This is a genomic window from Streptomyces sp. A01 (genome assembly GCF_059026195.1).
In genome coordinates, this window is the sequence record NZ_JBWLKN010000030.1 from 1 (window position 1) to 21,932 (window position 21,932).

General features: G+C 70.8%; 19 protein-coding genes. 5 read left to right on the forward strand and 14 right to left on the reverse strand.

What is annotated here, in order from left to right; translation table 11 throughout:
- Positions 1 to 1,071 (reverse strand): IS4 family transposase (locus AC5P1B_RS29770; protein WP_493891062.1); only part of this gene is annotated, 1,071 nt, incomplete at its 3' end.
- Positions 1,072 to 1,146: 75 nt separating this feature from the next.
- Here AC5P1B_RS29770 and AC5P1B_RS29775 point away from each other — a divergent pair.
- The 5 genes from AC5P1B_RS29775 to AC5P1B_RS29795 all read left to right on the forward strand — a co-directional run bounded on the left by AC5P1B_RS29775 (position 1,147) and on the right by AC5P1B_RS29795 (position 7,187).
- Positions 1,147 to 1,296 carry a transposase family protein gene (locus tag AC5P1B_RS29775; RefSeq protein ID WP_493891142.1) on the forward strand — a complete coding sequence of 50 codons (150 nt, stop codon included), beginning with the start codon at positions 1,147 to 1,149 and terminating at the stop codon, positions 1,294 to 1,296.
- A gap of 576 nt (positions 1,297 to 1,872) precedes the next feature.
- Positions 1,873 to 3,414, forward strand: a complete 1,542-nt coding sequence (locus AC5P1B_RS29780) for a GMC oxidoreductase (protein WP_493891063.1) — start codon at positions 1,873 to 1,875, stop codon at positions 3,412 to 3,414.
- 22 nt (positions 3,415 to 3,436) lie between these two features.
- A complete protein-coding gene (locus tag AC5P1B_RS29785; RefSeq protein WP_493891064.1) occupies positions 3,437 to 4,714 on the forward strand; it encodes an aminotransferase class III-fold pyridoxal phosphate-dependent enzyme in 1,278 nt (425 codons plus the stop codon).
- Positions 4,715 to 4,955: 241 nt separating this feature from the next.
- Positions 4,956 to 6,074 carry an MFS transporter gene (locus AC5P1B_RS29790; protein WP_493891065.1) on the forward strand — a complete coding sequence of 373 codons (1,119 nt, stop codon included), beginning with the start codon at positions 4,956 to 4,958 and terminating at the stop codon, positions 6,072 to 6,074.
- Between the two features lie 450 nt (positions 6,075 to 6,524).
- Entirely contained in the window at positions 6,525 to 7,187 is a 663-nt protein-coding gene (locus AC5P1B_RS29795; RefSeq protein WP_493891066.1) for a phosphatase PAP2 family protein, read from the forward strand.
- A 7-nt stretch (positions 7,188 to 7,194) separates the two neighbouring features.
- Here AC5P1B_RS29795 and AC5P1B_RS29800 read toward each other — a convergent pair whose 3' ends face one another.
- The 13 genes from AC5P1B_RS29800 to AC5P1B_RS29860 are packed head-to-tail and all read right to left on the reverse strand — an operon-like array spanning position 7,195 to position 21,923.
- Positions 7,195 to 8,577, reverse strand: a complete 1,383-nt coding sequence (locus AC5P1B_RS29800) for a glutamate-1-semialdehyde 2,1-aminomutase (protein ID WP_493891067.1) — start codon at positions 8,575 to 8,577, stop codon at positions 7,195 to 7,197.
- 7 nt (positions 8,578 to 8,584) lie between these two features.
- Positions 8,585 to 9,136, reverse strand: coding sequence for a dTDP-4-dehydrorhamnose 3,5-epimerase family protein (locus AC5P1B_RS29805; RefSeq protein WP_493891068.1), 552 nt, complete (start codon positions 9,134 to 9,136; stop codon positions 8,585 to 8,587).
- On the reverse strand, positions 9,133 to 10,428 hold the full coding sequence (locus tag AC5P1B_RS29810; protein ID WP_493891069.1) for a polysaccharide pyruvyl transferase family protein: 1,296 nt from the start codon (positions 10,426 to 10,428) through the stop codon (positions 9,133 to 9,135). The genes AC5P1B_RS29805 and AC5P1B_RS29810 overlap by 4 nt, the downstream gene beginning before the upstream one ends.
- On the reverse strand, positions 10,425 to 11,381 hold the full coding sequence (locus tag AC5P1B_RS29815; RefSeq protein WP_493891070.1) for a glycosyltransferase family 2 protein: 957 nt from the start codon (positions 11,379 to 11,381) through the stop codon (positions 10,425 to 10,427). The genes AC5P1B_RS29810 and AC5P1B_RS29815 overlap by 4 nt, the downstream gene beginning before the upstream one ends.
- Positions 11,378 to 12,694 carry a hypothetical protein gene (locus AC5P1B_RS29820; protein ID WP_493891071.1) on the reverse strand — a complete coding sequence of 439 codons (1,317 nt, stop codon included), beginning with the start codon at positions 12,692 to 12,694 and terminating at the stop codon, positions 11,378 to 11,380. Before AC5P1B_RS29820 ends, AC5P1B_RS29815 begins: the two co-directional genes overlap by 4 nt.
- Positions 12,691 to 13,974, reverse strand: coding sequence for a DUF4910 domain-containing protein (locus tag AC5P1B_RS29825; RefSeq protein ID WP_493891072.1), 1,284 nt, complete (start codon positions 13,972 to 13,974; stop codon positions 12,691 to 12,693). The genes AC5P1B_RS29820 and AC5P1B_RS29825 overlap by 4 nt, the downstream gene beginning before the upstream one ends.
- On the reverse strand, positions 13,962 to 15,035 hold the full coding sequence (locus tag AC5P1B_RS29830) for an NAD-dependent epimerase/dehydratase family protein (protein WP_493891073.1): 1,074 nt from the start codon (positions 15,033 to 15,035) through the stop codon (positions 13,962 to 13,964). Before AC5P1B_RS29830 ends, AC5P1B_RS29825 begins: the two co-directional genes overlap by 13 nt.
- A 3-nt stretch (positions 15,036 to 15,038) precedes the next feature.
- A complete protein-coding gene (locus tag AC5P1B_RS29835; protein WP_493891074.1) occupies positions 15,039 to 15,686 on the reverse strand; it encodes a PIG-L deacetylase family protein in 648 nt (215 codons plus the stop codon).
- Positions 15,683 to 16,513 carry a glycosyltransferase family protein gene (locus tag AC5P1B_RS29840; protein ID WP_493891075.1) on the reverse strand — a complete coding sequence of 277 codons (831 nt, stop codon included), beginning with the start codon at positions 16,511 to 16,513 and terminating at the stop codon, positions 15,683 to 15,685. Before AC5P1B_RS29840 ends, AC5P1B_RS29835 begins: the two co-directional genes overlap by 4 nt.
- Positions 16,510 to 17,820, reverse strand: coding sequence for a class I SAM-dependent methyltransferase (locus AC5P1B_RS29845; RefSeq protein ID WP_493891076.1), 1,311 nt, complete (start codon positions 17,818 to 17,820; stop codon positions 16,510 to 16,512). Before AC5P1B_RS29845 ends, AC5P1B_RS29840 begins: the two co-directional genes overlap by 4 nt.
- Complete coding sequence (locus tag AC5P1B_RS29850; protein WP_493891143.1) at positions 17,817 to 19,091, reverse strand: glycosyltransferase; 1,275 nt, start codon at positions 19,089 to 19,091, stop codon at positions 17,817 to 17,819. The genes AC5P1B_RS29845 and AC5P1B_RS29850 overlap by 4 nt, the downstream gene beginning before the upstream one ends.
- Positions 19,092 to 19,099: 8 nt before the next feature.
- The gene (locus AC5P1B_RS29855) at positions 19,100 to 20,398 is read right to left on the reverse strand and encodes an O-antigen ligase domain-containing protein (RefSeq protein ID WP_493891144.1); all 1,299 of its coding nucleotides are present in this window, start codon (positions 20,396 to 20,398) and stop codon (positions 19,100 to 19,102) included.
- Position 20,399: 1 nt separating this feature from the next.
- Positions 20,400 to 21,923 (reverse strand): right-handed parallel beta-helix repeat-containing protein, encoded by a 1,524-nt coding sequence (locus AC5P1B_RS29860; protein ID WP_493891077.1) that lies wholly within the window; start codon positions 21,921 to 21,923, stop codon positions 20,400 to 20,402.
- Positions 21,924 to 21,932: the final 9 nt, after the last annotated feature.

Sequence of the window (21,932 nt, forward strand, 5' to 3'; positions counted from 1 at the left end):
GTGGACCAACAGGTGTGCCCAGATCCGCTGGCGGACACCATCGGGGGTTTTGCCGCTGAGTACAACGCGTGCGCCACGCTGATGGGTTTTGATCTCGGCGAAGACGGACTCGACCTCCCACCGTTCGCAGTAGAGCGCGGCCAGCTGCCGGGCTGGATACCGTCGGGCGTCCAGCAGGGTGGTGACCAGGCGGTAGCCGTCAGCCACGCCCTCACTGACCCGGTCCTTCAGCTGGTAGGCCAGGACACGGACCACGACCGGCTCATCCCGGGCAGGGCCGCTGCTTGCCCGGATCTGCGAGAGCCACGACCCGTCACGGAACTGCTTGGTGACCGGCATGACGCGGTTGGCGGGCACGCGCCACAGCAGATCAGCGCCGGTGGCGGTGAATGCCCGCCACAACGGGACACCGAGGAACTCACGGTCGGCCAGGACGAGCTGGCCCGGGCCGACCGAACGCGGCAGGCGGCCGACCAGGGTGACTCCCCCGGTGCGGCAGCCGGCGAGTTCCGCGTCCAGCACCGCATGACTGCCCACTTCCACCAAAGCAGCCATCCGCACCTGCGGGAACGCGCTCCTGCCCGATCCCCGGCCGCTGCCCGGACGTCCGAAGGCGGCCTCGTTGGCTTCGGTGTCCGCGACGTCCCAGCAGGACCCGTCCACCGCCAGCAGCCGCAGTCCACGCCAGAACGCGCCGGGTGTCCCCTCAGTGGCCATCGGCTTGGCTGTCGTGGCGAACAGCACGTGCAAGGGCTCGGAGCCCAGCCGCTGCCGGGCCCGAAACAGCGAGGACTTCGCCGGCACGTGCCAGCTGCCCAGCAGTCCCTGGCCTCGCAGACCCTCCACCAGGTGCCGCATCACTTCCAGATACGGAGCCGGAGAGAACAGCGCCAGCCCCAGCACGAAGTACACCACCAGCCGTGTGGGAAGCAGCCGCTTGCGTTGTTCTGCACACCCGCAAGCGGCTACCACCCGATCCACCAACCCCGGTGGATACACCCAAGTCAACAGCCCAAGGCCCGATAACTCAGACACATTTGTAGACACCCGAACCACCCCCGGGACCACCACCGAGCAGCCTACGCCCGCAACCTAAAACAACGGCATTGGCCCTAGTTGGGGTTTCAAGCCCACCGCGCCGTGGGAGTGTTGTCCTGTCCCGGCTGCTCGGCTCTGTCTCATCGCGTGCGCGGTCGCTACGAACGGCGTCTCGTCATGCGTCCGACCAGTGGCCGCCGAACGGTGCTCCGGTTGACGGTGCGACGCTTCTGCCGCGCGACCGCAGACTGCCCATGACGCGGGTTCGTCGAGCGGGTAGAGGGCCTGACCTCCAGGTATGCCCCCGCCGGGCCCGGGGTGAAGGCATGGTGGCGGGCTGTCTCGCTCGGGCCTTGTGGGAGGTCCGCCGCGCCCCGCGTACGCGAGGGTGTGGGCTTCCAGCGCCCCGTGAGGCGATCACACGCCGCGGTACCGCGCGAGGTCTGCAACGTTGGTTGCGGGGGCTCAACTTCCTGCGTGATGGGGGACTGGCTACACGGCTCACACGGTCTGAGCAGCCCACTCAAGAAGGAAGGAAATGAGCCACCGGGGAAGGGCCGAAAGATGGCCCTTAACCAGCCGAGAATGGGCACACCGTGTTGAACAAGTCGGGCAACGGCCGCGGGTCGACGAGGGGGGAAAACGCAAGGACACCATCGCCCAGCAGACCGACTCCCCGTGTTTCATATCCCGGTCCGAATGGCGGGCCGAGGGAACCGACACAGAGCGACTTTACGCACTTGACAGGCCTTTGGCTGGCGTCATCAGCAGCCGGGCACGCCTGTGGTTCACCGGGATGAGCCTGAATCGCAGCGCGCGGCAAGGGGGATACTCGTGACAGCGACTTCATATGATCTTTATGACTACTGTGTGATCGGCGGGGGTGCGAGCGGTATTGTCGTCGCCACCGAGCTGGCCGATGCGGGCCACTCGGTTTTGCTGTTGGAAGAAGGGGCTCCGGTAGTACCCGGCAGCAATCTGCGCACGGCCGAGCGGAGCTGGGAAAAAGGGCTCGCCCCTGGCGATCCGCTACGGACGGCCAATCCGTGGACCGCCCGTGCCCTGGGCGGGGGCACGATGTTCTTCGCCGCCATCGCGTTCCGGTACCGCGAACTGGACTTCCATGCGGACCGGTACCTGGTTCCGGAGGCGCTGCCGGCCCAGTGGCCGCTGGACTACCAGGCCTTGCATACCTGCTACGACGAGATCGAACGCCGCCTCGGCGTGGCGAGGACGGACCTCGGGGACCCCTGGCAGCCGCCGTCTGCCCCGCCTCGACTGCCGCCGCACGACTACGACGATCGCGGTCGGCTGATCGCAGAGGCCGGAGCGCAGTTGAGCCTACGCCCCTTCCCCACGCCACTCGCGATCAACTCCCGTCCCTATGAGGGCCGTCCGGCCTGCACCAAGTGCAGCAGTTGCACCGAACACGCCTGCCCCTCGGGCGCGAAGGCTGACGCGGTGCAGCGCTTTCTGGACCGGACCCATCCCACGCTGTCCATCCGTACCGGCGCGCGGGCGGTCGCGCTGATCAGCGACCGGCCGAGCCGGGTCGACACGGTGGAGTGGATCGATGTGGCCGCTGCCCAGCGCAGGACGACCCGGGCCCGCCACTTCGTGCTGACGGCCAATGCCGTGCAGACCGCGAGACTCTTGCTGGCATCGGCGACCCGTTGGGCGCCGCACGGCCTGGGCAACAGCTCCGGACTGGTCGGTGCCGGTTTCTCGGTCAAGCTCAGCGGCTATGTCAGCGGCCAGGCCACCCACAGCCCCGGCCGCGCCTCCGGCGGGCCGCATTCCACCGTTGCCTTCAGCGACTATTACCTGCACGCTGACGTCCCCGGTTTGCTCGGCGGCATCATTTATCAGGCCAACCCGGTATACGGGGGAGACGCGGACGCGCTACGACTGCACGTCCTGGCAGGCGACCAACCGATGGAACGCAACCGCGTGCGCCTTGCCACAGCGCGCAACGAGTTCGGCACGCCCCAGGTGGTGCTGGATTACCACATCCATCCCAGGGACTCCGAACGCCTTCGGTTTCTGGCCGAGCGCGCAGCCGACATCCTCCTCGCGGCGGATGCCGAGCGCATCCGATTCGAACCGACTGGCTTCCAGCGAGGCAGCCGCCATCTGCACGGCACATGCCGCGCGGGGAACGACCCGCGGACCGCGGTGACGACGCGGGATGGCCGACTGCACGATCTGGACAACGTCTATGTCGCCGACGCTGGCGTATTCCCGTTCGCCGGCGGGGTCAATCCCGTCCTCACCATCCAAGCCAACGCCTTGCGCATCGCACGTGGGTTGGTGGGCCGCTCACCGTTGATCCGCACCGGCCCCGCCACCCCCGACCATCTGCTTCCGTCCACATAGGAGTGAACCGATTGTGTCGACCATGGCCATGTTGATCGACCGCGCCAAGGCGGTGACAGCGAGCCCGCGCTGGGACTTGGAGAAGCGCTTCCCCGTGGTGGCCGATCGCGCCGAGGGTTGTTATGTCTGGGACGCTGACGGCAACCGCTACATCGACCACACCTCATGCAGCGGGGCCGCGCCCTTAGGAGTCGGGCATCCGGCTGTGGTGGATGCCGCGATCGACGCGCTGCGGCGCGGCGGCATCACGCCGAACACGCTGTCCTCCGCGCGCATTGAGACCGCTGAACGACTGCTGTTCCTGTTCCCCTGGGCCGACCGGGCCCGGTTCTTCCGCACCGGTTCGTGCGCCACCACCGCAGCGGCACGGATCTGCCGGACGCACACCAACCGACGACTGGTAGTGACCAGCGGCTTCCACGGCTGGCACGACTGGCATCTGCAGTCGGCCTTTGGAGGGCTGCCCTATCGCGACCCGGAGACCGTGGACTTCGGCTATGACCTGGGCCGGCTGGCCGAGCTGCTCGCCGATCGGTGGCGAGAGGTGGCCTGCGTGATGCTCACACCCGAGGTCAACTTCTTTCCGCACTCATACCATGTGGAGCTCGACCAACTGGTGCGCAACCACGGCTGTTTGCTGGTGCTGGACGAGGTGATGACCGGCTTCCGCTACGGGCTGGGCGGCTACGCGGCGGCCGCCGAAGTCCAGCCGGACCTGATAACGCTGAGCAAGGGTCTCGCGAACGGCATGGCCCTGTCCGCCGTGGTCGGCCGCGTGGAAGTCTTCAACGGCGCGGAGAGCGCCTACCTCGGCTACACCTACCAGCGGGAGGTCACTCCGTTCGCCGCCGCTTCGGAGACCCTGCGCGTCTTTCGTTCCGATGACGCCATCGGCGCGATGCACACTTCGGGGCAGACCTTGGTCTTCGGACTCAACGAGATCTTCGAACGGTACTCGGTCCCCGCCATCGCCTTCGGGTGCCCGTCGATGTTCCGGGTGCTGTTCGCCGACGACACCATTGGCGAGGCGTTCTATGCCGGACTGCTGCGACGGGGAGTCCTGATGGAGTACGGCGGGGTGCACATGATCTCCGCCGCGACCTCCACCGAGGACATCGCGGTCACGCTGGAGGCCGCTGAGGACAGCCTGGCTGAGGTGTTGCGTACCGCGCGGCCGGCCCTGCGCGGTTCCCGTGTGGACGACGCGGACGCGCACGCACTGGCCCAGCGTGCCTTTGGCGCTACGGCGGAGAGCATCGGCAAATGGTGGCCGGGCTTCCTGCCAGGCCACATCACCTGATCACCCGGCGTGGAGGGCTGTGGTCGGGCCCTGGCCACAGCCAAGCGCCGCAGCCCGGCAAGGGCGATCCTGAACGCCGCGCCGGGCTTCGCACCCAGGCCATGAAGCACCCGGGACGACGCATCGTCATTCCCTGAGGCATCGTCATTCCCTGAGGCGGGGGGTCATGCGACTGACAGTCTTCTCACCCTCGCGCGCATCGGATTCAGGTCATCGCGGTGCGCTCTGGTCGGTTCGGCTGATGTTCTTTCTGACCGGCATGCTGTTCGCCACGTGGGCCGCCCGTACTCCGACGATCAAGAGCCAGCTCGGGCTGGATGACACCGGACTGGCGGTTGCGTTCGCCGGACTGAACCTTGGTGCGGTACTCGGGCTGCAACTCGGCGGAATGATCACATTAAGAGTCGGCAGCCGCAGCACACTGCGTGTCACGATGCCGCTGTTCGCCGTGTCCCTGACCGGTCTCCTGGTGGCGGACGACCTGACCGAGCTGACCGTCGCCGTCTTCGTCTTCGCCGTGGCCAACAGCTTGGTGGATGTCGCGATGAACGCGCACGGGGTGGCGGTCGAACGGGCATCCGGGCGGGCGCTGCTGTCGGGCATCCACGCATGCCACAGCCTTGGCATGATCAGCGGTTCGCTGGTGGGCGCGATGGCCGAACACGGCGCCGTGCCCATCACCGCGCACTTCACCTCAGTCAGCGTGCTGGTGGTCGCAGCAGCCACCGTGGGCACTCGGTCGCTGCTGCCATCGTCCACCGACCGGATCTCCCCTGCGACACCAGGCCGGACCGGGCGCCCCAAGGGCACGCGCTGGCCGGCCAGGCTGGTGGTGCTGGGTCTGATGGCGTTTTGTGTGGCGCTGGCCGAGGGTGCCGCAAACGACTGGGCCGCGGTCTATCTCCATGACGAGACGGCGGCGACCACGACCGTGGCCGCGGTCGGATTCGCTGTCTTCGCCGGAGCGATGTTCTCAGGTCGTCTGGTCGGTGACTGGCTGGTTGTGCGGTTCGGGGCGGCGCGACCGTTTCTGGCCGGCACGCTCACAGCTGGACTAGGCCTGGGCGCGGCACTGGTGGTCGGCGGCACGGCGGCCGGGCTGATCGGGCTGGCCCTGTTCGGGTTTGGCATCTCCTACACCCTGCCGCTGACGATAGCGGCCAGCGGTTCCGTGCCGGGCCTGCATCCCACGCGGGCGATCGCTCATGTCTCGACCCTCGGCTACCTGGGGTTTTTCACCGGCCCGGCTTTGATCGGCCTCGTTGCCGACGGTTATGGCCTCACGGTCGGCCTTGGCGTACCGGTACTGGTCGTGCTGCTCGCTGCCTCAGGGACTCGCGCCGTGCGTGCGTATCGGTGATGCGTGTTCATTGTCCGCGCCCTGAGGATCGAGATGCTGGCTGCACGGCGGGGTGTGCTGCCCTGCACCGCGTCCACCTCGTCCACCGTGTCCGCGGTGCGCAGAGGCCGCAGGCCGCCGGGCAGTCAGCTCCTCGCGGATCGCCCGCCCGCGGCGTCGGAGTGTTGGTTAGGGTGGCAAGCAGGGACTGATTCCGATGCCTTTGGCCAAGGTGAGGGACGGGCTGGTGAGCTCGGGGCCGCACAGGCTGACGGCTCCCGCGCGGGCCAGGTCGGACACGACGGGGGGCTCGTTGGTGGGGAGTTGGCGCCAGCAGAAGCCGAAGCCCGCGCCGACCAGCGCCCAGTGGCGTTGGATCGCTTGGCCGGAGCGGACCCGGAAGTCGGCCCAGCCCGGTCCGCGCTTGACGTGTGTCGATCCGCCGTTCGCTGACCGGCTCGTGACCCCACAGTGACCGGCCCCCCGGCGCCCCCGGCGCTGCCGCCGTCGCTGCGCGCGTGGCTCGGGCTGATCGCCGCCCTCGCCGCGCTGGTGGTCCTCGTGCTCGGGGTCCTGTACGTCGGCCACAGCGAGCCCGGCAGTGTGGACAGATGGATCATCCAGCCGACGGCGGAGAGTGTGCGGCCGCCGTGGCGGCGCGTCGCTCTGGCCACGGACTTCCTGGGGGAACCCGCCGGAGCGGCGGTGCTGGTCGTGGCCGCCGTGGCGGGCTGCCTGCTGCTGCGGCAGTCTCGTGCGGCGGTGCTCGTCGTAGTCGGCGCCGTCATGACCGTGGGGACGACGACGCTGCTCAAGTCCCTGGTGGGACGCACCATCCACGGCGACGGGAATCTGTCCTATCCGAGCGGGCACACCGCCTTCGTCACCGCGCTCGCCCTCGTGGTGTCGCTGCTCGCGACCGGTCGGCTCGGCCTCGGCAGGACGGCCGGCACGTTACTCGTGCTCGCCGCGGCGCTGGTCGCCGGGGCCGCCATGGGCTGGGCGCAGGTCGCCCTGGGTGCCCACTACCCGACCGACGTCCTCGGCGGCTGGTGCACCGCGCTGGCGGTGATACCGGCGACCGCGTGGCTGGTCGACCGGATGGCCGACTCCCGTAGGCGGAATCGTTGCTGACGTCACGTCACGCCAGGCGGCGGAACGCGGGCTTTACCGGGCGCCCGGCCAGCCAGGGGGTGGGATCGGCGGCGTCCAGCGCCTTCCGGTACACCGCACACGCCTGGGCCACTGTGTCGACGGTGCGGTCGATGTCGGCGTCGTCAAGGGCGCTGCTCACCACGAACGACGGGGCGAGCACCCCGCCCGCGAGGAGCTGGCGCAGGAACAGGGTGCGGTACTGCTGCGATGGCTGCCGGTCCTCGTCGAGGGTGGCGAAGACCAGGTTGCTGGCCCGGCCCCGGACGACGATGTGGTCGCCTACACCCATGCTCGCCGCGGCGTCGCGGACACCGGCGGCCAACCGCTCGCCGAGGGCGTGCAGCCGCGCGGTGATGCCCTCCTCGACGTAGGTGGTTTGCACGGCCATCGCGGCGGCCAGGGAGTGCGTTTCCGCACCGTGCGTGGTGGACAGCAGGAACACCCGGTCGTGGGAGTGGCGCAGCCCGCCCCGCTCCATGAGAGCGCGTCGCCCGGCCAGCGCGGAGACGGCGAACCCGTTGCCCAGCGCCTTGCCGAACGTGGAGAGGTCGGGGACGACGCCGTACAGGCCCTGAGCGCCCGCCTCGGACCAGCGGAAGCCGGTGATCATCTCGTCGAAGACCAGTACGCAGCCGTGCCGGTCGGCCAGCTCGCGCAGCCCGGCGAGGTACCCGGGATCGGGGACTCCCCTGCTCGAACCAAGTTGAGAGCTTGGGGAAGGCTCGGTGTGACCGACGGGTTCGAGGATCAGGCAGGCGACCTCGTCCTGGTACCGGGTGAGCATCTCATCGGTGGCGGCCAGGTCCCCGTAAGGGAACGCCACGGTGAGCTCGGTGGTCGACGCCGGGACACCGGCGGACATCGGTGTGGTGCCGATGAACCAGTCGTCGACGGAGAAGAACGGCTGGTCGCCGCAGATGGCCACCCGCGGGCGCCCGGTCACGGCGCGGGCGAGGCGTACCGCGGCGGTGGTGACGTCGGAGCCGTTCTTCGCGAACTTCACCATTTCGGCGGTCGGCACGGTGGCCAGGAAACGTTCCGCGGCCTCGACCTCCACGATGGACGGCCGGACGAAGTTGCCGCCGCGGTCGAGTTCCCGCCGCACCGCCTCGATCACGCGTGGGTGGGCGTGGCCGAGGCTGACCGACCGCAGGCCGGAGCCGTATTCGACGTAGCGGTTGCCGTCGATGTCCCACACGTGGGCACCGCGGCCGTGGCTGATGACCGGGGCCAGGTGCTCGGGGTACTGGTCGTCGCCCTTGGCGTAGGTGTGCGCGCCCCCGGGGATCATGGCGTGCAGCCGCTCGTTCGCCAGCCGCGAGCGGGGCAGCTGGAACTCTTCGGTGCCTACCGTGTCTTCGGTGTCCACGCCGGCCTCAACTCTCCCTCTGCTGCAGGACCTCGGTCAGGCTCGGCGCCTCCCGGTCCCCCGGGGACATCGATGTGACCGGCAGCGGCCAGGGAATGGCGAGCGCCGGGTCGTCGAAGGCGATCGTCACGGCCTCGGCCGGATCGTGCGGGCGGTCGATCCGGTACGAGACGTCGGCGGTTTCGGTCAGCGCCTGGAAGCCGTGCGCGCACCCCGCCGGGATGTACAGGGTCACCTGCGTCTCGCCGGACAGCTCGAAGAAGGCCCGGTCGCGGTATGTCGGGGAGTCCGTCCGCAGGTCCACGACGACGTCGAAGATCCTCCCGTACGAGCACCGCACCAGCTTGGCCTCGCCGGCGCCGGAGCGCAGGTGCATGCCGCGCAGCACGCCCCGGGCCGAGCGGGACACGCTGTCCTGGACGAAGGTGTCCGGGTCGAGGCCCACCGAGCGGACCACGTCAGCGTCGAAGGTGCGGCAGAAGAAGCCGCGTTCGTCGGCGTACGGCGTCGGCTCGAACAGGTACGCGCCGGCGATGGCCGGGATTCCGGTCGCCTTCATGGAGCCTCCCGCATGGCGTGGGAGTGGGTGTGGTCGGTCGCCGGGAACAGGGCCGCGGTCAAGGCGGTGAACTGCTGCTCAAGGCGCCGGGCGGCGACCAGGTTCCGCTCGGTGAGGGTCCGGCGTAGCTCCGCCGATCGCTGCTCCAGCGTCCGGAACTGCTCAAGCAGCCGGTCGGCGTCGACCTCACGAGCCGGGTGGCAGTACGCGTCCAGCCCCATCTGAGCCATGAGCGCGTCGCACTTCGCCGCATAGCTGAGTGCGAGCGTCGGCGTGCCGGCCTTCAGCGCGCAGATCAGGTTGTGGTACCGGGTCGCCACCACGGTGTCGGCAGCCGCCATCTCCTTCATCAGGTCGGCCAGCGAGGACGCCTCGGCAGCGGTGACCAGTGGCGAGTCCACCGCGTCGAGGATCGCGGCGACCACCGGCACGTCGACCTCGTCGCCGGTGAGCAGCCGGACCGGCCTGCCGTCCTCGACCAGCGCGCGGACGAAGCGGGTCGTCCCGTCGAGGTAGCGCCGGTGGATCTCCCCGGCCCGGGCGCGGTCGTCGTTGCCGCCGTGGAAGGCCATGACGCCGACGCAGACCGGGCCCGGCGGGCCCGCGGGCGCTTCCCCAAGCTCTCCGAGAGGCTCTCCGACAGGCTCCGAGCAGGGGATACCCCATTCCGTCGGCGTCGGCGTCGGCAGGGCGAAGGCGAGGTCCGGGTAGACCTCGTCGCGCGCGGTGTCCACGCCCATCGCCCGCATCGCGTCGCGGGACAGGACGTCCCGGTACGACCGGTACGTGGCCAGCCGCGCCGACCAGCGCACCAGGGCTCGGGTAGGCCGGCGGCCGATCGCGGCGGCGCCGACACTGACCAGCGCGACCCGGGTGCCAAGCAGCCGGCCGGTCGCGCAGAGCAGGAACAGCGAGTACGGGAAGCCCCACGGCCGCAGCGGCAGCGTGGCCTCCAGGACGCCCATGCCCGGCACGATCACCACGTCGTGGCGGCGCACCCAGGCGGCGGTGCGGAAGGCGTCGACGAGTTTGCCCAGGCCCTTCGCCGCGATCGCGCCCGTACGCGACGCGGTCCGGTACTCCCCGCGGTACCAGTGCAGCCGCGTCGCGGGGACCCGGTACCGCGTCGCGACGACTTCGGGTCCGCCGCACAGCGCGTCCACGACCGCCCCCGGGTGCGCGGCGCGGAGGTACCCGAGCACGGCCTCAAGCGACCCGTCGTTGCCGAGGTTGCCGGAGCCGAGCAGGCCGAACACCCCGACGCGCACCGGAGCCCCGTTCGCGGACTTCATGCCTGCCTGCCCTCACGGCCGGCGACGAGGGCGTCGACGGAGACAGAGAGCCGGCCCGGGTCGACCGGGGCGCGGTCCTCGACCCGTTCACCGGCGCCCGGCCGGACCCGGCTGGCCATCCATGCGACCAGGTGGCGGTAGCACGCGCGCCGGTCGGCCGGGGACAACGGCGCCCGCCGGATCGCCGCGACGAACCCCCAGACGTACTCGGCGAGCAGCCGGGGCGTCGGGTGCAGCGGGCCTGCCCGGCGCGGGTCCAGGTTGACGCACCGGGAGCGCTTGCCCGGGTTCGCCCGCTCGGCGCGGGTGGGGTGGTCACGGCGGAAGTACAGCAGCTCCGGCACCTGGTGGAAGGGCCCGTGCAGGGCGATCTCGGCGACGAACGTGCGGTCCGCGTGGTGGTAGCTGTCGTGCGGCTTCACCTGGCGCAGCACGTCGGCCCGCATCACCCCGTAGAAGTCGTCGCCACCGGGCTCGAACAGCAGACTGCGGAAGCGCTCCGGCGGGTGCGGCGAGTCGGTGGCGAGCCCGTACTCGTACGGGACCTTCACCTGGCCGTCGCCGTCGATGACCGCCTGGCCGCTGTGCGCGAGGATCACCTCAGGCCGCCCGTCCAGCGCCTCCACGCAGCGCCGCAGCAGGTCCCGGGCGTACAGGTCGTCGTGTGAGGCCCACTTGAACAGCTCGCCGTGGCACTCGGTGAACACATGGTTGTGGTTCGGCGCGGCGCCGACGTTCCGGGGCAGCCGTAGGTACCGGATACGAGAGTCCCGCGCGGCGTACCGGCGGCAGATGTCCTGGGTCCCGTCGGTCGAGGCGTTGTCGGAGATGACCAGCTCGAAGTCCTCGTAGGTCTGGCCGAGCAGGGCGTCGAGCGCCTCGGCGAGGTACTCCTCGCCGTTGTACACGGGCAGTCCGATGCTCAACCGGGGTAAGCGGCGCAACGCGGTCATGGCGTCCTCACTTCGCGGATGGGGTTCTGGTGGCGCTCGCGCAGGGCGGACCGCAGGTGCAGCCACCACACGGCCGAGCCGCCCACGGTCGCGGCGGCGACGCCCCAGGCCGAGCCGACCGTGCCGGCCACGGCCGCCCCGCCGAGCCCACCGCCGACGTAGCAGGCGGAGGCGAACAGCTGGGAGCGCAGACTGCGTCGGGCCGCGCCGAGCGCGCGCAGCCCGGCCGCCGCGCCGACGCCGAGGCCGGCGCCCGCGACGCCGAGCGTGGCCGGAACGATGAGCTCCGAGGCGGAGTGCCAGACGCCATCGAGCACGAGCTCGCCGGCCCGGTCCGGCACCAGCAGCAGCGCCGCGCCCCAGAGCAGCGCGGCGACGGCCTGTGCTGCGCTGAGCAGGAGGCAGAACATGCCAAGGCGGTGCGGGGCCCGCCGCAGCACCCGTGCCGCCTCCGCGACGGTGACCAGCGAAAGACCCATCAGCACAGCGAGGAAGGGGCCGAGCAGGAGCTCGGCGCCCCGGGTCACACCCACCGCGCTGACCCCGACGATCGCGCCGAGTCCGTACGCCCGCAGCTGGCTCGCGCCGCTGACGCAGGTGTTCTCGACCAGGTACCGGTAACCGAGGTCGCGGTGCTCGCGAACCCACTGGCGCGCTCCGGTCATGTGGGGCCGGATGCCGGACTGGAGGCAGCCGTACCCCGCGGCCACGGCGGCGGACGCGCCCCAGGCGAGCAGATATGCGGCCACGCTGCCCACGCGGGCCGCCACCACCATGGCCGGGACGAGCGCGACGCCCCACACGAGGTCGTTGACGAACGCCTTCCGCCCGGTGCCGGCGGCGAAGAACGAGTACCGCCAGGCGTCCTGTAACAGCAGTGCGGGGAGCACGACGCCGAGGCAGGCGAACGCGGACCCCACGCTGCCGCCGAGAGCAAGGCCGATCACCAGACACGCCGCGCCGAGGGCGGCACCGACGCCGAGCGCGGTACCCGACGACCGGGCCACCGCCGTGCGCCAGGACGCGGTCGGCACGCCGCTGAAGCGCACCACGAGCGGGTCGGTGGCCAGCCCGCGGGAGACGCCGAGCACCACGCCGTAGGTCACCCAGGCCAGGCTGAAGACGCCGAACGCGGCCAGCCCGAGCGAGCGTGCCACGTAGATCCCCACCGCGAAGTTGGTCATGCTGGAGGCCGCCTGGTCGGCCAGTCCCCAGGACAGCCGGCCGACGATGGCCCGCTTGGCGGTGGGCCGGGCCTGTCTGGCCGGGGCCGGTGCCGTCGTGTTCTCCCCCTCGGTGGTCATCGGCGTCATGCCTTGATCAGCCCGGCGTCGTGCAGGGCGTCGGCCGCGGCGGCGACGGTGCCGAACGGCAGCCCGGACCGCTCGGCGACGTCCAGCAGACTGTGCTCGCCGTCGGAGAGGCTGAGCATCCAGAGCATGGCCATCTGGGCCTGCTTCGCGTCGCTGCGGCCGCCGACCGCGTCGTACAACCCGCGTCGGCCCAGCTGTGGTTCGCCGTAGGGGCTGAGGTTGAGGTACCGCCGGTTGCGGTCCAGGACGGCGAATGCCTCGCGGCAGACGGCGAGAGTGTCCGCCATCGCCTCCGGGGAGACGAAGTCCAGGTTGTCCGCCGAGGTGTGGTATTCGGGGTAGCCGGCGTACGGGGTCCGGCTGAGCGAGCCCACGCCGAGGTCGAACCCGGGCGAGCAGAACTGCCGCTCGTCGTAGCCGTATGGAGTGAACTCGGTGACGTGGTGCGGGCGTTCGGAGGCGGCCAGCACATGTCGCATCACCCGGTCGATCTCCGCGTCGCCGCGCCTGCTCTGCTTGTACGTCAGCCGTCCCGGGTCGCCGGCGCAGGCCAGCACCAGACCGTGCTTGACCCGTTCCATCCGCTCCGCGTTGCGGGCCAGCCAGGTGATCGCCCCGATGGTGCCGGGCGCGAACAGGAACCGGTAGGTGTACCACGGCGTTCTCTCCGCCAGCTCTTGGGCCAGGAACGTCGCCACCGCGATGCCCGCCAGGTTGTCGTTGGCCAGCGACGGGTGGCAGACGTGGCAGGAGACGATCACCTCGTCGGGGACCTGCCCGGGGACCACGTGCTCGGCGTAGGTGAGGTGGCCATCGGTGAGTGTGGAGTCGATGCGCACCTCGTACTCGCCGTCCGGCATCGCGTCCAAGGTCTCCTGGGCCAGGCAGAATCCCCATTCCGGTCGGTAGTAGCTGGTGCGGTACGGCACCCAGGCCGGGTGGTCCGGCAGGGTGTGCAGGTGTCCGCGCAGCTCGGCCAGCGGCATGGTCGCCGACACCGGCACGCTGTAGCCGAGCACGTGCAGGCTGGACGCGGCGAAGTCGACGACCCGGTTGCCGGCGGTGTCGGCGATGTACGCGTCGCGGATGTTCCACTCCTGCGGCACCGTCCAGTCGAGCACCCGCGTCCCGGTCGGCACCTCGTGCACCTGAAGCGGAACGTACTCGCCGACGATCTCCAGGGTGGCGCGCACACCGCCCCCGGTGATGCTCCGGCACAGCGGGTACAGCCGCTCCACCAGCGCGTGCATCCGCTCGCCGGTCGCGGTCACCGGCGCCACCGCAGGGTGTCGTCGACGGCACCGGCGTCGGACGCCGCGCGCAGCACGGCAAGCCGGGTGAAGCGTCGCTCGAAGTCCTCCCGGGTCAGCCCGTGTTTCCGGTAGGCGTCGGCGAGTTCGAGCGCGCCCTGCTTCACCGTCCACTCGCAGTCGAAGCCGTCCGCCGCGGCGCGGAACCGGGAGAAGTCCACCCGGTACGACCGCGGATCGGCACCGGTCTCCCCGGTGATCACCACCCGCGAGCCGGACACCGCCTCGGCGACCTGCTCGGCGATCTCGGCGACCGTGACGTTGTTGATCTCACTGCCGATGTTGAACGCCCGGTCGTGCACCGCTTCCCGTGGCGCGGTCAGCGCGGCCGCGAAGGCCCGTGCGATGTCGGCGGCGTGCACCAGCGGGCGCCAGGGGGTGCCGTCGGAGAGCACCAGCACCTCGCCGGACAGGAGCGCGTGGCCCACCAGGTTGTTCAGCACGATGTCGGCGCGCAGCCGGGGTGAGTAGCCGAAGGCGGTGGCGTTGCGCATGTACACCGGACTGAAGTCGCCGTCGGACAGCGTGTGCAGGTCGTCCTCGACCCGCACCTTGGACTCCGCGTACGGCGTCACCGGGCGCAGCGGGGCGTCCTCGGTCACCAAGTCCGCCGAGCCACCGCCGCCGGCGGCGCCGTAGACCGAGCACGTCGACGCGTACAGGAAGCGCCGCACTCCGGCGTCGCGGGCGAGCCGGGCCAGCCGCACGGACGCGTGGTGGTTGATGTCGTAGGTGAGGTCCGGCGCCAGCGATCCCAGCGGGTCGTTGGACAGCGCGGCCAGGTGGATCACGGCGTCCACCCCGGCCACGTGTTCGGCTGTGACGTCGCGCAGGTCCACCCGATGCCCCATGGGGGCACCGCCCACAGGCGCGCCAGCGCCGACTGGGGGAGGGTCGGCGGGTGGCGGGCCAAGGACGCAGTCGGCGAACAGGCCGGCGTCAAGACCGACGACCTCGTGCCCGGCGGCCGTGAGGACCGGGGCCATCACGGTGCCCAGGTAGCCCTGGTGTCCGGTCAGCAGTACGCGCAAGGTTCATCCCCCCAGAGTGAGCGTGAGTTTGGTGACGGCGAACGCCTCGGCGTAGCGCGCGTGGCATTCGATGCCGCGGATGCGTGCGAGACCGAGGAAGGCCTCCCGGTCGTACCAGGGCCGGTGCCGTTGCGAGGGGTAGTGCTCCCGCAGCAGCCGCACCTTCCGTTCGGCGATCTCCGGCGACAGCGGCTGGTACGCCGCCGGACGGCCGAGGTCGCCGTCCCACTTGACGATCTCGTAGCCGAGCACGAGGTGGTCGCGGAATGCGGTGGTCATCAGTTTCGCCAGGCCGCGGTGGTCCTGGTGGGCGTCCTCGGTACGCGGGGCCAGTACGAGATCCGGCTCGGTCCGCTCGCGCAGCTCCTCGATTGCGGCCTTGGCCTCCTCCCACTGCGCGGGCAGCCGGCCGTCCGGCAGCTTGAGCACGGTCAGCCGCAGGTCGGCGCCCGGGCAGAAGGCGGTGAGCGCGGCCTGCTCCTCCTGCTCCCGCTCGCCGCCACCGCCGGAGAGCACCAGCGCGTCGATGCGGATACCCGGGTGCGCGAGGCACATCGTCAGCAGCGTGCCGCCGGCGCCGATGGCGATGTCGTCGCAGTGCGCGCCTACCGCGACGAGCCGCTCCAGGCGGCAGGGCCCGAGCCGGATCACGCGGTCCTCGTTCCGGCGCCGACCCTGCCGCCGGTCACGCTCGCCCCCGCGCCGTCCCGTTCCCACACGGCCCACGGGCGGTCGCCCCGGGCGTACGCGTCATCGAGCGCGGCCCGCTCCTTCACGGTGTCGGTCGGCTTCCAGAAGCCGCGGTGCCGGTACGCCACCAACCGGCCGCGCTTGGCCAGTCGGGCGCATCCGTCAGCGACCAGGTCCCCGTTCTCCGGGATGTGGTCGAAGACCTCCTGGCGGAGCACGAAGTAGCCGCCGTTCTCCCACAGCGGCAGTTCGCTCACCGCGGTGATGCCCCCCACCAGGCCGTCCTCGCCCAGGTCCACACAGTGGAACGAGGACTGCGGCGGCACCACCATCATCGACGCACCGGCGTCGCGTCGGGCGAACCGGTCGATCATCTCCGGCAGCGGGGCGTCGGTGAGTACGTCGGCGTAGTTGGCGAGGAACATCTCGTCGCCGTCCAGGTGGTGCCGCACCCGGCGCAGCCGCTCCCCGATCGGTGACTCGATGCCGGTCTGCACGAACGTGATCGTCCACGTGGCGATGTCGGTGGACAGCAGCTCGGTCTGCCCGTTGCGCAGCACGAAGTCGTTGGACGTCGTCTCCTCGTAGTTGAGGAAGAAGTCCTTGATGTGGTGCGCCCCGTATCCGAGACACAAGATGAACTCCTTGTGCCCGAAGGACGCGTAGTAGCGCATGACGTGCCAGATCAGCGGCCGCGGGCCGACCATCGCCATCGGCTTGGGCATGTCGTCGGACGTCCCGTTGCGCATCCGCAGCCCGTAACCGCCGCAGAACAGTACGACCTTCATGGCTTGACCTCGACAATGCTCAGTTCCGGGATGGGAAAGACCAGCCGGCCGCCCCAGGAATGCACGAAGGACAGCTGCTCGACCAGCTCGGCCCGCAGGTTCCACGGGAGGACGAGCACGTAGTCCGGTCTGTCGGCGGCTATCCGCTCGGGCGGCAGGATCGGGATGCGGGTGCCCGGGGTGAACCTGCCGTGCTTGTAGGGGTTGCGGTCGACCGTGTACGGGAGCAGGTCGGGCCGGATGCCGCAGTGGTTGAGCAGGGTGTTGCCCTTGCCCGGGGCTCCGTAGCCGACGACCGTCTCGCCGCGCTCGGCCGCCTCGATGAGGAACCGCAGGAGGTCCCGGCGCACCTTGGCCACCCGAGCGGAGAACTCGGTGTACCCGGCCAGCTCCTGTAGCCCGGCGGCCTTCTCCCGGTCAAGGACGTCGGCCACCCTTCCCCAAGCTCCCGGCTTCCCCCCCGGCCTTCGGCCGGGAGAGGCCCCCGGAGCAGGGGAGACTCCATCGGCCGGCTCGCCGGCCACCTCGGTCGGCCGGGCCCACAGCCGGATGGAGCCGCCGTGCGTGGGCAGCAGCTCGACGTCCACGAGCGTGAGTCCGCCGCTCGCCAGCGCCCGGGTCGCGGACGCTACCGTGTAGTACTGGAAGTGCTCGTGGTAGATGGTGTCGTACTGGTTCTCCTCGATCAGGGTCAGCAGGTGCTGCACCTCGATGGAGACCCAGCCGTCGTCGGCGACCAGGGCGCGCAGCCCCCGGGTGAACCCGACCACGTCGGGGATGTGCGCGTACACGTTGTTGGCCACGACCAGGTCCGCCGGGCCGTTCTCGGCGCGGACGGCCGAGCCGGTGGCCGGGTCCAGGAACTCCGTGAGCGTGGGCACACCCGCGTCCCGCGCCGCGGCGCCGACGTTCACCGACGGCTCGATGCCGAGGCAGCGGACCCCGCGGTCCACCATGTGCCTCAGCAGGTACCCGTCGTTGCTCGCGACCTCGACCACGAAGGCTTCCTTCTCCTTGGAGTCGAGACCCAGCCGCTGTATGGCGTCGGCGACGAACGTGCGCGCGTGCTCGAACCAGGAGGTCGAGTAGGAGGAGAAGTACGCGTACTGCGTGAACGTCTCCTCCGGGGTGATCAGCGGAGGGATCTGCGCGAGCCAGCAGTCGGTGCAGACCCGCAGGTGCAGCGGGTACGCCGGCTCCGGTTGGTCCAGTTGGTCCGCGGCGAGAAAACTCTCGCATGGCGGGGTCGCTCCAAGATCGACGACGCTTGCCATCGCCGCCGAGCCGCAGAGTCGGCATCGTGTCATCTACTGCCCCCATCCCTGCCCGCGCGGGTGCTCCGCCGCGAGCCAGTGCTTCCGTCCCCTACCGGCGGCGGGCTGTCCCCGCCGCCGGACCGACCCGCGATCGCGGTGCGGTATCCCTCCACCAGGCGCTCAAGACCGATGGCCGGGCTGAACCCCTGCTCGTAACGGCGCCGGGCCGCCTGGCCCATCTCCCGGTTGCGCTCCGACCCGGAGGTGATCCGGCGCAGGCACGACGCGAGCGAGGCGACCTCGCCCGGCTGGTGCAGCAGCCCGGTCACCCCGTCCTCGACGAGTTCGACGAAGGCGCCGTGACCGGCGGCGACGGCCGGGACCCCCGCCGCCATCGCCTCCACGACCACCAGGCCGAACGCTTCCAGCCACGTCGAGGGAGCCACCACGGCGATCGACCCCGCGATGACCTGCCGGCACTGCGCCGGGTCGTACAAGCCGACGCAGCGCACGTCGTCCCGGCCCGCCGCCCAGGCGGTCACCTCTGGCTCCAGTGGCCCCGCGCCGGCGACCACGAGCGGCACGCCCACCCCGCCGTCCGCGGCGATCTCGTCCCACGCGGCCATGAGCAGCCGCACGCCCTTGGCCTCCGCGAGTCGGCCGAGATAGAGCAGATGCTCGCCGGCGCCCGATCGGCGGGCGTCCGGCTCTGGCACGAAGTTGTGCTTCACCGCCAGCCGCTCGGCCGGCATGCCGGCCCGCACCAGGACATCGCGCTGCGCCGCGGAGATGCAGAAGAACCGCTCCACGCCGGACCACCACCGCCGCCGGTTGACCGACAGGCTGACCGCGAGCGGCACCGTCGCCAGCCGGGAGCCGCGGTAGCAGCCGTGCCGGACGGCGGGCAGCGGCGCGGAGCCGACGCACTCGGTGCACGGCCGGCCGTCCCGCTGCAGTGTGCCGGGCGGGCAGACCTGGGTGTAGTTGTGCAGCGTGGCGACGGCGGGCACGTCGGCGTCGGCGCAGGCGGCCAGCACCGCGGGGGACAGGAGCGGGAAGACGTTGTGGACGTGCACCACGTCCGGCCGCTCGGTGCGCAGCCGGGCGGCGAGCTCCGCGCGGACCGCCGGGTTCCACGGCACCAGCAGCGGCAGCGCGGCCTTGCCCAGCAGGGACCGGGCGGCGATGTCGTCGCTGCGCCGCTCGAACACCTCGACCCGGTGGCCGGCCGCGCGCAGCAGCTCCACCTCCTGGTCGACGACCTTGTTCTCCCCGCTCGGCTGCGCCGAGGAGTAGCGGTTGTGCACCACGAGGACGTGCATGCTTGAGGTCATCTCCGATCCTGGGCCCATCGCGGGATATGTGGCCGGGGGACTGCGGGCGCCGAGAGGGGCGTGGCCGCGGCAGGTGCCGCCAGCAGCGAGGCCGCCAGGGCCAGATGCAGCAGATACGGCGAGGCGTCACCAAGACCGGCCTCGGTGTACGACGCGATCGCGCAGTAGCTGATCAGGAAGATCGCGCAAGCCCTGGCCAGTGACGGTGGCCGCAGCAACGCGACGCCGCCCAGCACGATGATGACCGCCGCCACGAGGGCGACGCCGGTCCAGCCCTGCTCGTGGTAAACGGCCAGCCAGCTGTTGTCGATCGGCAGCCCGCCGAACGACTTGTCGCCCAGGCCCATGCCGAACAACTTCTCCCCGGTCGTCCGGGGTGCTGCCAGCAGGGCGTCCCAGACCTTGGCCCGGCCGGTGAGGCTGGTGAGGTGCTCCTGGTCCTGTCCGCGCAGGAACCACGCCCGTAGGGCGGGGGCGAACCCCACCGCGGCCACCGTGGCGCACAGCACCGCCCAGGCGAAGAACCGGCGGGCGGCGGCGCTGGTCAGGATGAGCGAGCCGATCGCCAACGCCAACCCGATGAGCAGGCCGAGCGTGGCCGTCCGGGTATGGGTCAACGCGAGCAGGATGAGTGAGGGCACGATGATGACCGCCGCGCTGGCCCTGTCGGTCCGGCGGCCCAGGACGAGCAGCACGGTGAGCCCGATGATCACCGCGGCGTACTGTCCGATCTGCGGCGGGGTGAGCGGCCACAACGCGCCGACCAGCCGCCCGCCGTAGAGCTCGGGCATGGCCGCGCCCGGTGAGACGACCGCGCCGGCGGCGACCGAACCGAGCACCGCGAAGTACATCCGGATGTGGTGCCGGACGAACGTCAGGCTGCCGTCCCACCAGCGGCTGAGCAGCCACAGCGTGCCGACGAAGAGAGCCAGCCGGGCGCAGCGGAACAGCGCGCCGAACCCGGACTCCAGTTGCACGCTGGAGATCACGCTCGGCACCAGCAGCAGGGTGAGCAGGAACACGAAGGCGCTGGCCCGGACGCGCAGCCGGAGATTGAGTGCGAGCGCCAGCGTGAACGCGGCGAGCAGCGCGCCCATGGTGACGATCTGGATGAGGGAGCGGGGCAGCGGGATGATGGTCTTCGCCCCGGCGGAGCCGAGCGTGTTGAGGATCAGCAACCCCCAGACGATCCCGACGAGCTTCGGTGTGCCGGCAGGGCGCGGTTCGGCGCCGGGCCGCGTGCCCGCCGTGTCCGGTCCGCCCGGCAGCCCACCGCGCCGCAGGTCCCCGCCCATCTCAACCACCGGCCCGTGGGTCGAGGGTGCTGCCCGCGTCTTGCTCATACGGCGTGCCCTGCCACTGCCCGAAGTCGAGCACCCGGCTCGGGTCGTGGGCGACGAATGTCCATGGTCCGAGGTAGACGTTGTCGTGCCAGCGGTTGTGCTGCTTGTGGGTGATCGCCTCGGCCACCCGCTCGCCCTTGTACGGCGACCAGTGCGGATAGGTGCCGTAGTTGGCCAGCACCGCCATCCGGTCGCACTTCACCGTGCACTTGACGACGGACTTGTCCAGCACGAAGCGGTTGGCGCGGATGTCCACCCGCTGGGTCTTCCACCGGCAGTCGGCGTAGAGCGGCGCGGTGGCGATCGCCGGCCGCGCGCAGCGGTCGGTGTCCCGCACCAGTGGCGTGCAGTCACCGGAGGAGGTGTTGGCCGGGCTGTTGCAGAACCGGTCGGCGTTTTCCCACAGGGTGATCCCGGACCAGTTGTTCTCCAGCACGTTCCGGTAGACCTCGATCTTGTCCGTGCGGGCTCGGACGCGTGGTTCGCCGCCGGACTCGGACAGGTAGATGGTCGCGTACGGGAAGTTGTCGCCGCGGTCGGCGTATTTGCGGCCCTCGACCCAGTTGTTCCGCCGGATCGTGTTCTTCCGGATGACCGCGTTGTAGCTGGTCTCGTAGATCAGCGCGGCACCGTCGTTGGCTTCGAGCACGTTGTCCTCGATGCGGAAGTCGTTGTTGTTGGTGTCCGCCCATAACCCGACTCCGCGGTTGTCGTGCACCCAGTTGCCGCGTATGTCGGCGCCGTTGACGGCCCAGAACTTGACGCCTCCGGTGCAGCCGCAGCCCGGCCGCCGCCGCTCCCAGTCGCCGCGGTTGTTGCCCACGATCTCGTTGCCCTCGACCACCAGGCCGCGGAGAGGGCCGGTGCCCTTGTACGCGTTCATGCCGTACTGGCCGTTGCCGCGCAGGCAGCTGGCGCGGACCCGCTGGCGGGCACCGGCCATCAGCCCGGCGCCGGAGTTGTACTGGATCTTCGCGTGCTCGATCACCCATCCGTCGGCCGAGTCATGGTTGACCACGCCCTCGTCATGCGGCGCGACGAAACCCTGCACGGTCAGGTGGCGGATGGCGATGTCGCGGGCCGTACCGCCGAACGCGTACTGGTTGGTCTTCCGGCCGTCGAGCACCGCGCCCGGCGCGCCGAGGTAGCGGTTCCCCTTCTTGGGGATGACCTGGGCGTGGCGCTCCGGCTTGAGCCTGTGCCTGCCCGGTCGAAGCCAGAACGTGGTGTCCGGGGGGCTGCTCCGGGTCTTCGCAGCCAGGTCACCGACCACCGCGGGGTCGACCGTCACCGCGTCCGCCGGCGCCTTGGCCGGCCCGGCCGCAGGCTTGGCGCACACCCGGGCCACGGACCGGGTGTCGGACGCGGATGGCGCAACGGTCGGTTCCGCCCGGGCGCCCGGTGAGCTCACACAACCGGTCGCCAGCAGGGCCAGCGCCGCCACCGGCAACGGCCCCTTCCGCCACTTGATCCCCACGCGTTCTCC

Excerpts from the sequence above, each read along its gene's own strand:
- AC5P1B_RS29785 (WP_493891064.1), top strand. The coding sequence starts at position 3,437 with ATGGCCATGTTGATCGACCGCGCCAAGGCGGTGACAGCGAGCCCGCGC.
- AC5P1B_RS29790 (WP_493891065.1), top strand. The coding sequence starts at position 4,956 with ATGTTCTTTCTGACCGGCATGCTGTTCGCCACGTGGGCCGCCCGTACT.
- AC5P1B_RS29805 (WP_493891068.1), bottom strand. The coding sequence starts at position 9,136 with ATGAAGGCGACCGGAATCCCGGCCATCGCCGGCGCGTACCTGTTCGAG.
- AC5P1B_RS29810 (WP_493891069.1), bottom strand. The coding sequence starts at position 10,428 with ATGAAGTCCGCGAACGGGGCTCCGGTGCGCGTCGGGGTGTTCGGCCTG.
- AC5P1B_RS29815 (WP_493891070.1), bottom strand. The coding sequence starts at position 11,381 with ATGACCGCGTTGCGCCGCTTACCCCGGTTGAGCATCGGACTGCCCGTG.
- AC5P1B_RS29820 (WP_493891071.1), bottom strand. The coding sequence starts at position 12,694 with ATGACGCCGATGACCACCGAGGGGGAGAACACGACGGCACCGGCCCCG.
- AC5P1B_RS29840 (WP_493891075.1), bottom strand. The coding sequence starts at position 16,513 with ATGAAGGTCGTACTGTTCTGCGGCGGTTACGGGCTGCGGATGCGCAAC.
- AC5P1B_RS29845 (WP_493891076.1), bottom strand. The coding sequence starts at position 17,820 with ATGACACGATGCCGACTCTGCGGCTCGGCGGCGATGGCAAGCGTCGTC.
- AC5P1B_RS29850 (WP_493891143.1), bottom strand. The coding sequence starts at position 19,091 with ATGCACGTCCTCGTGGTGCACAACCGCTACTCCTCGGCGCAGCCGAGC.
- AC5P1B_RS29855 (WP_493891144.1), bottom strand. The coding sequence starts at position 20,398 with ATGGGCGGGGACCTGCGGCGCGGTGGGCTGCCGGGCGGACCGGACACG.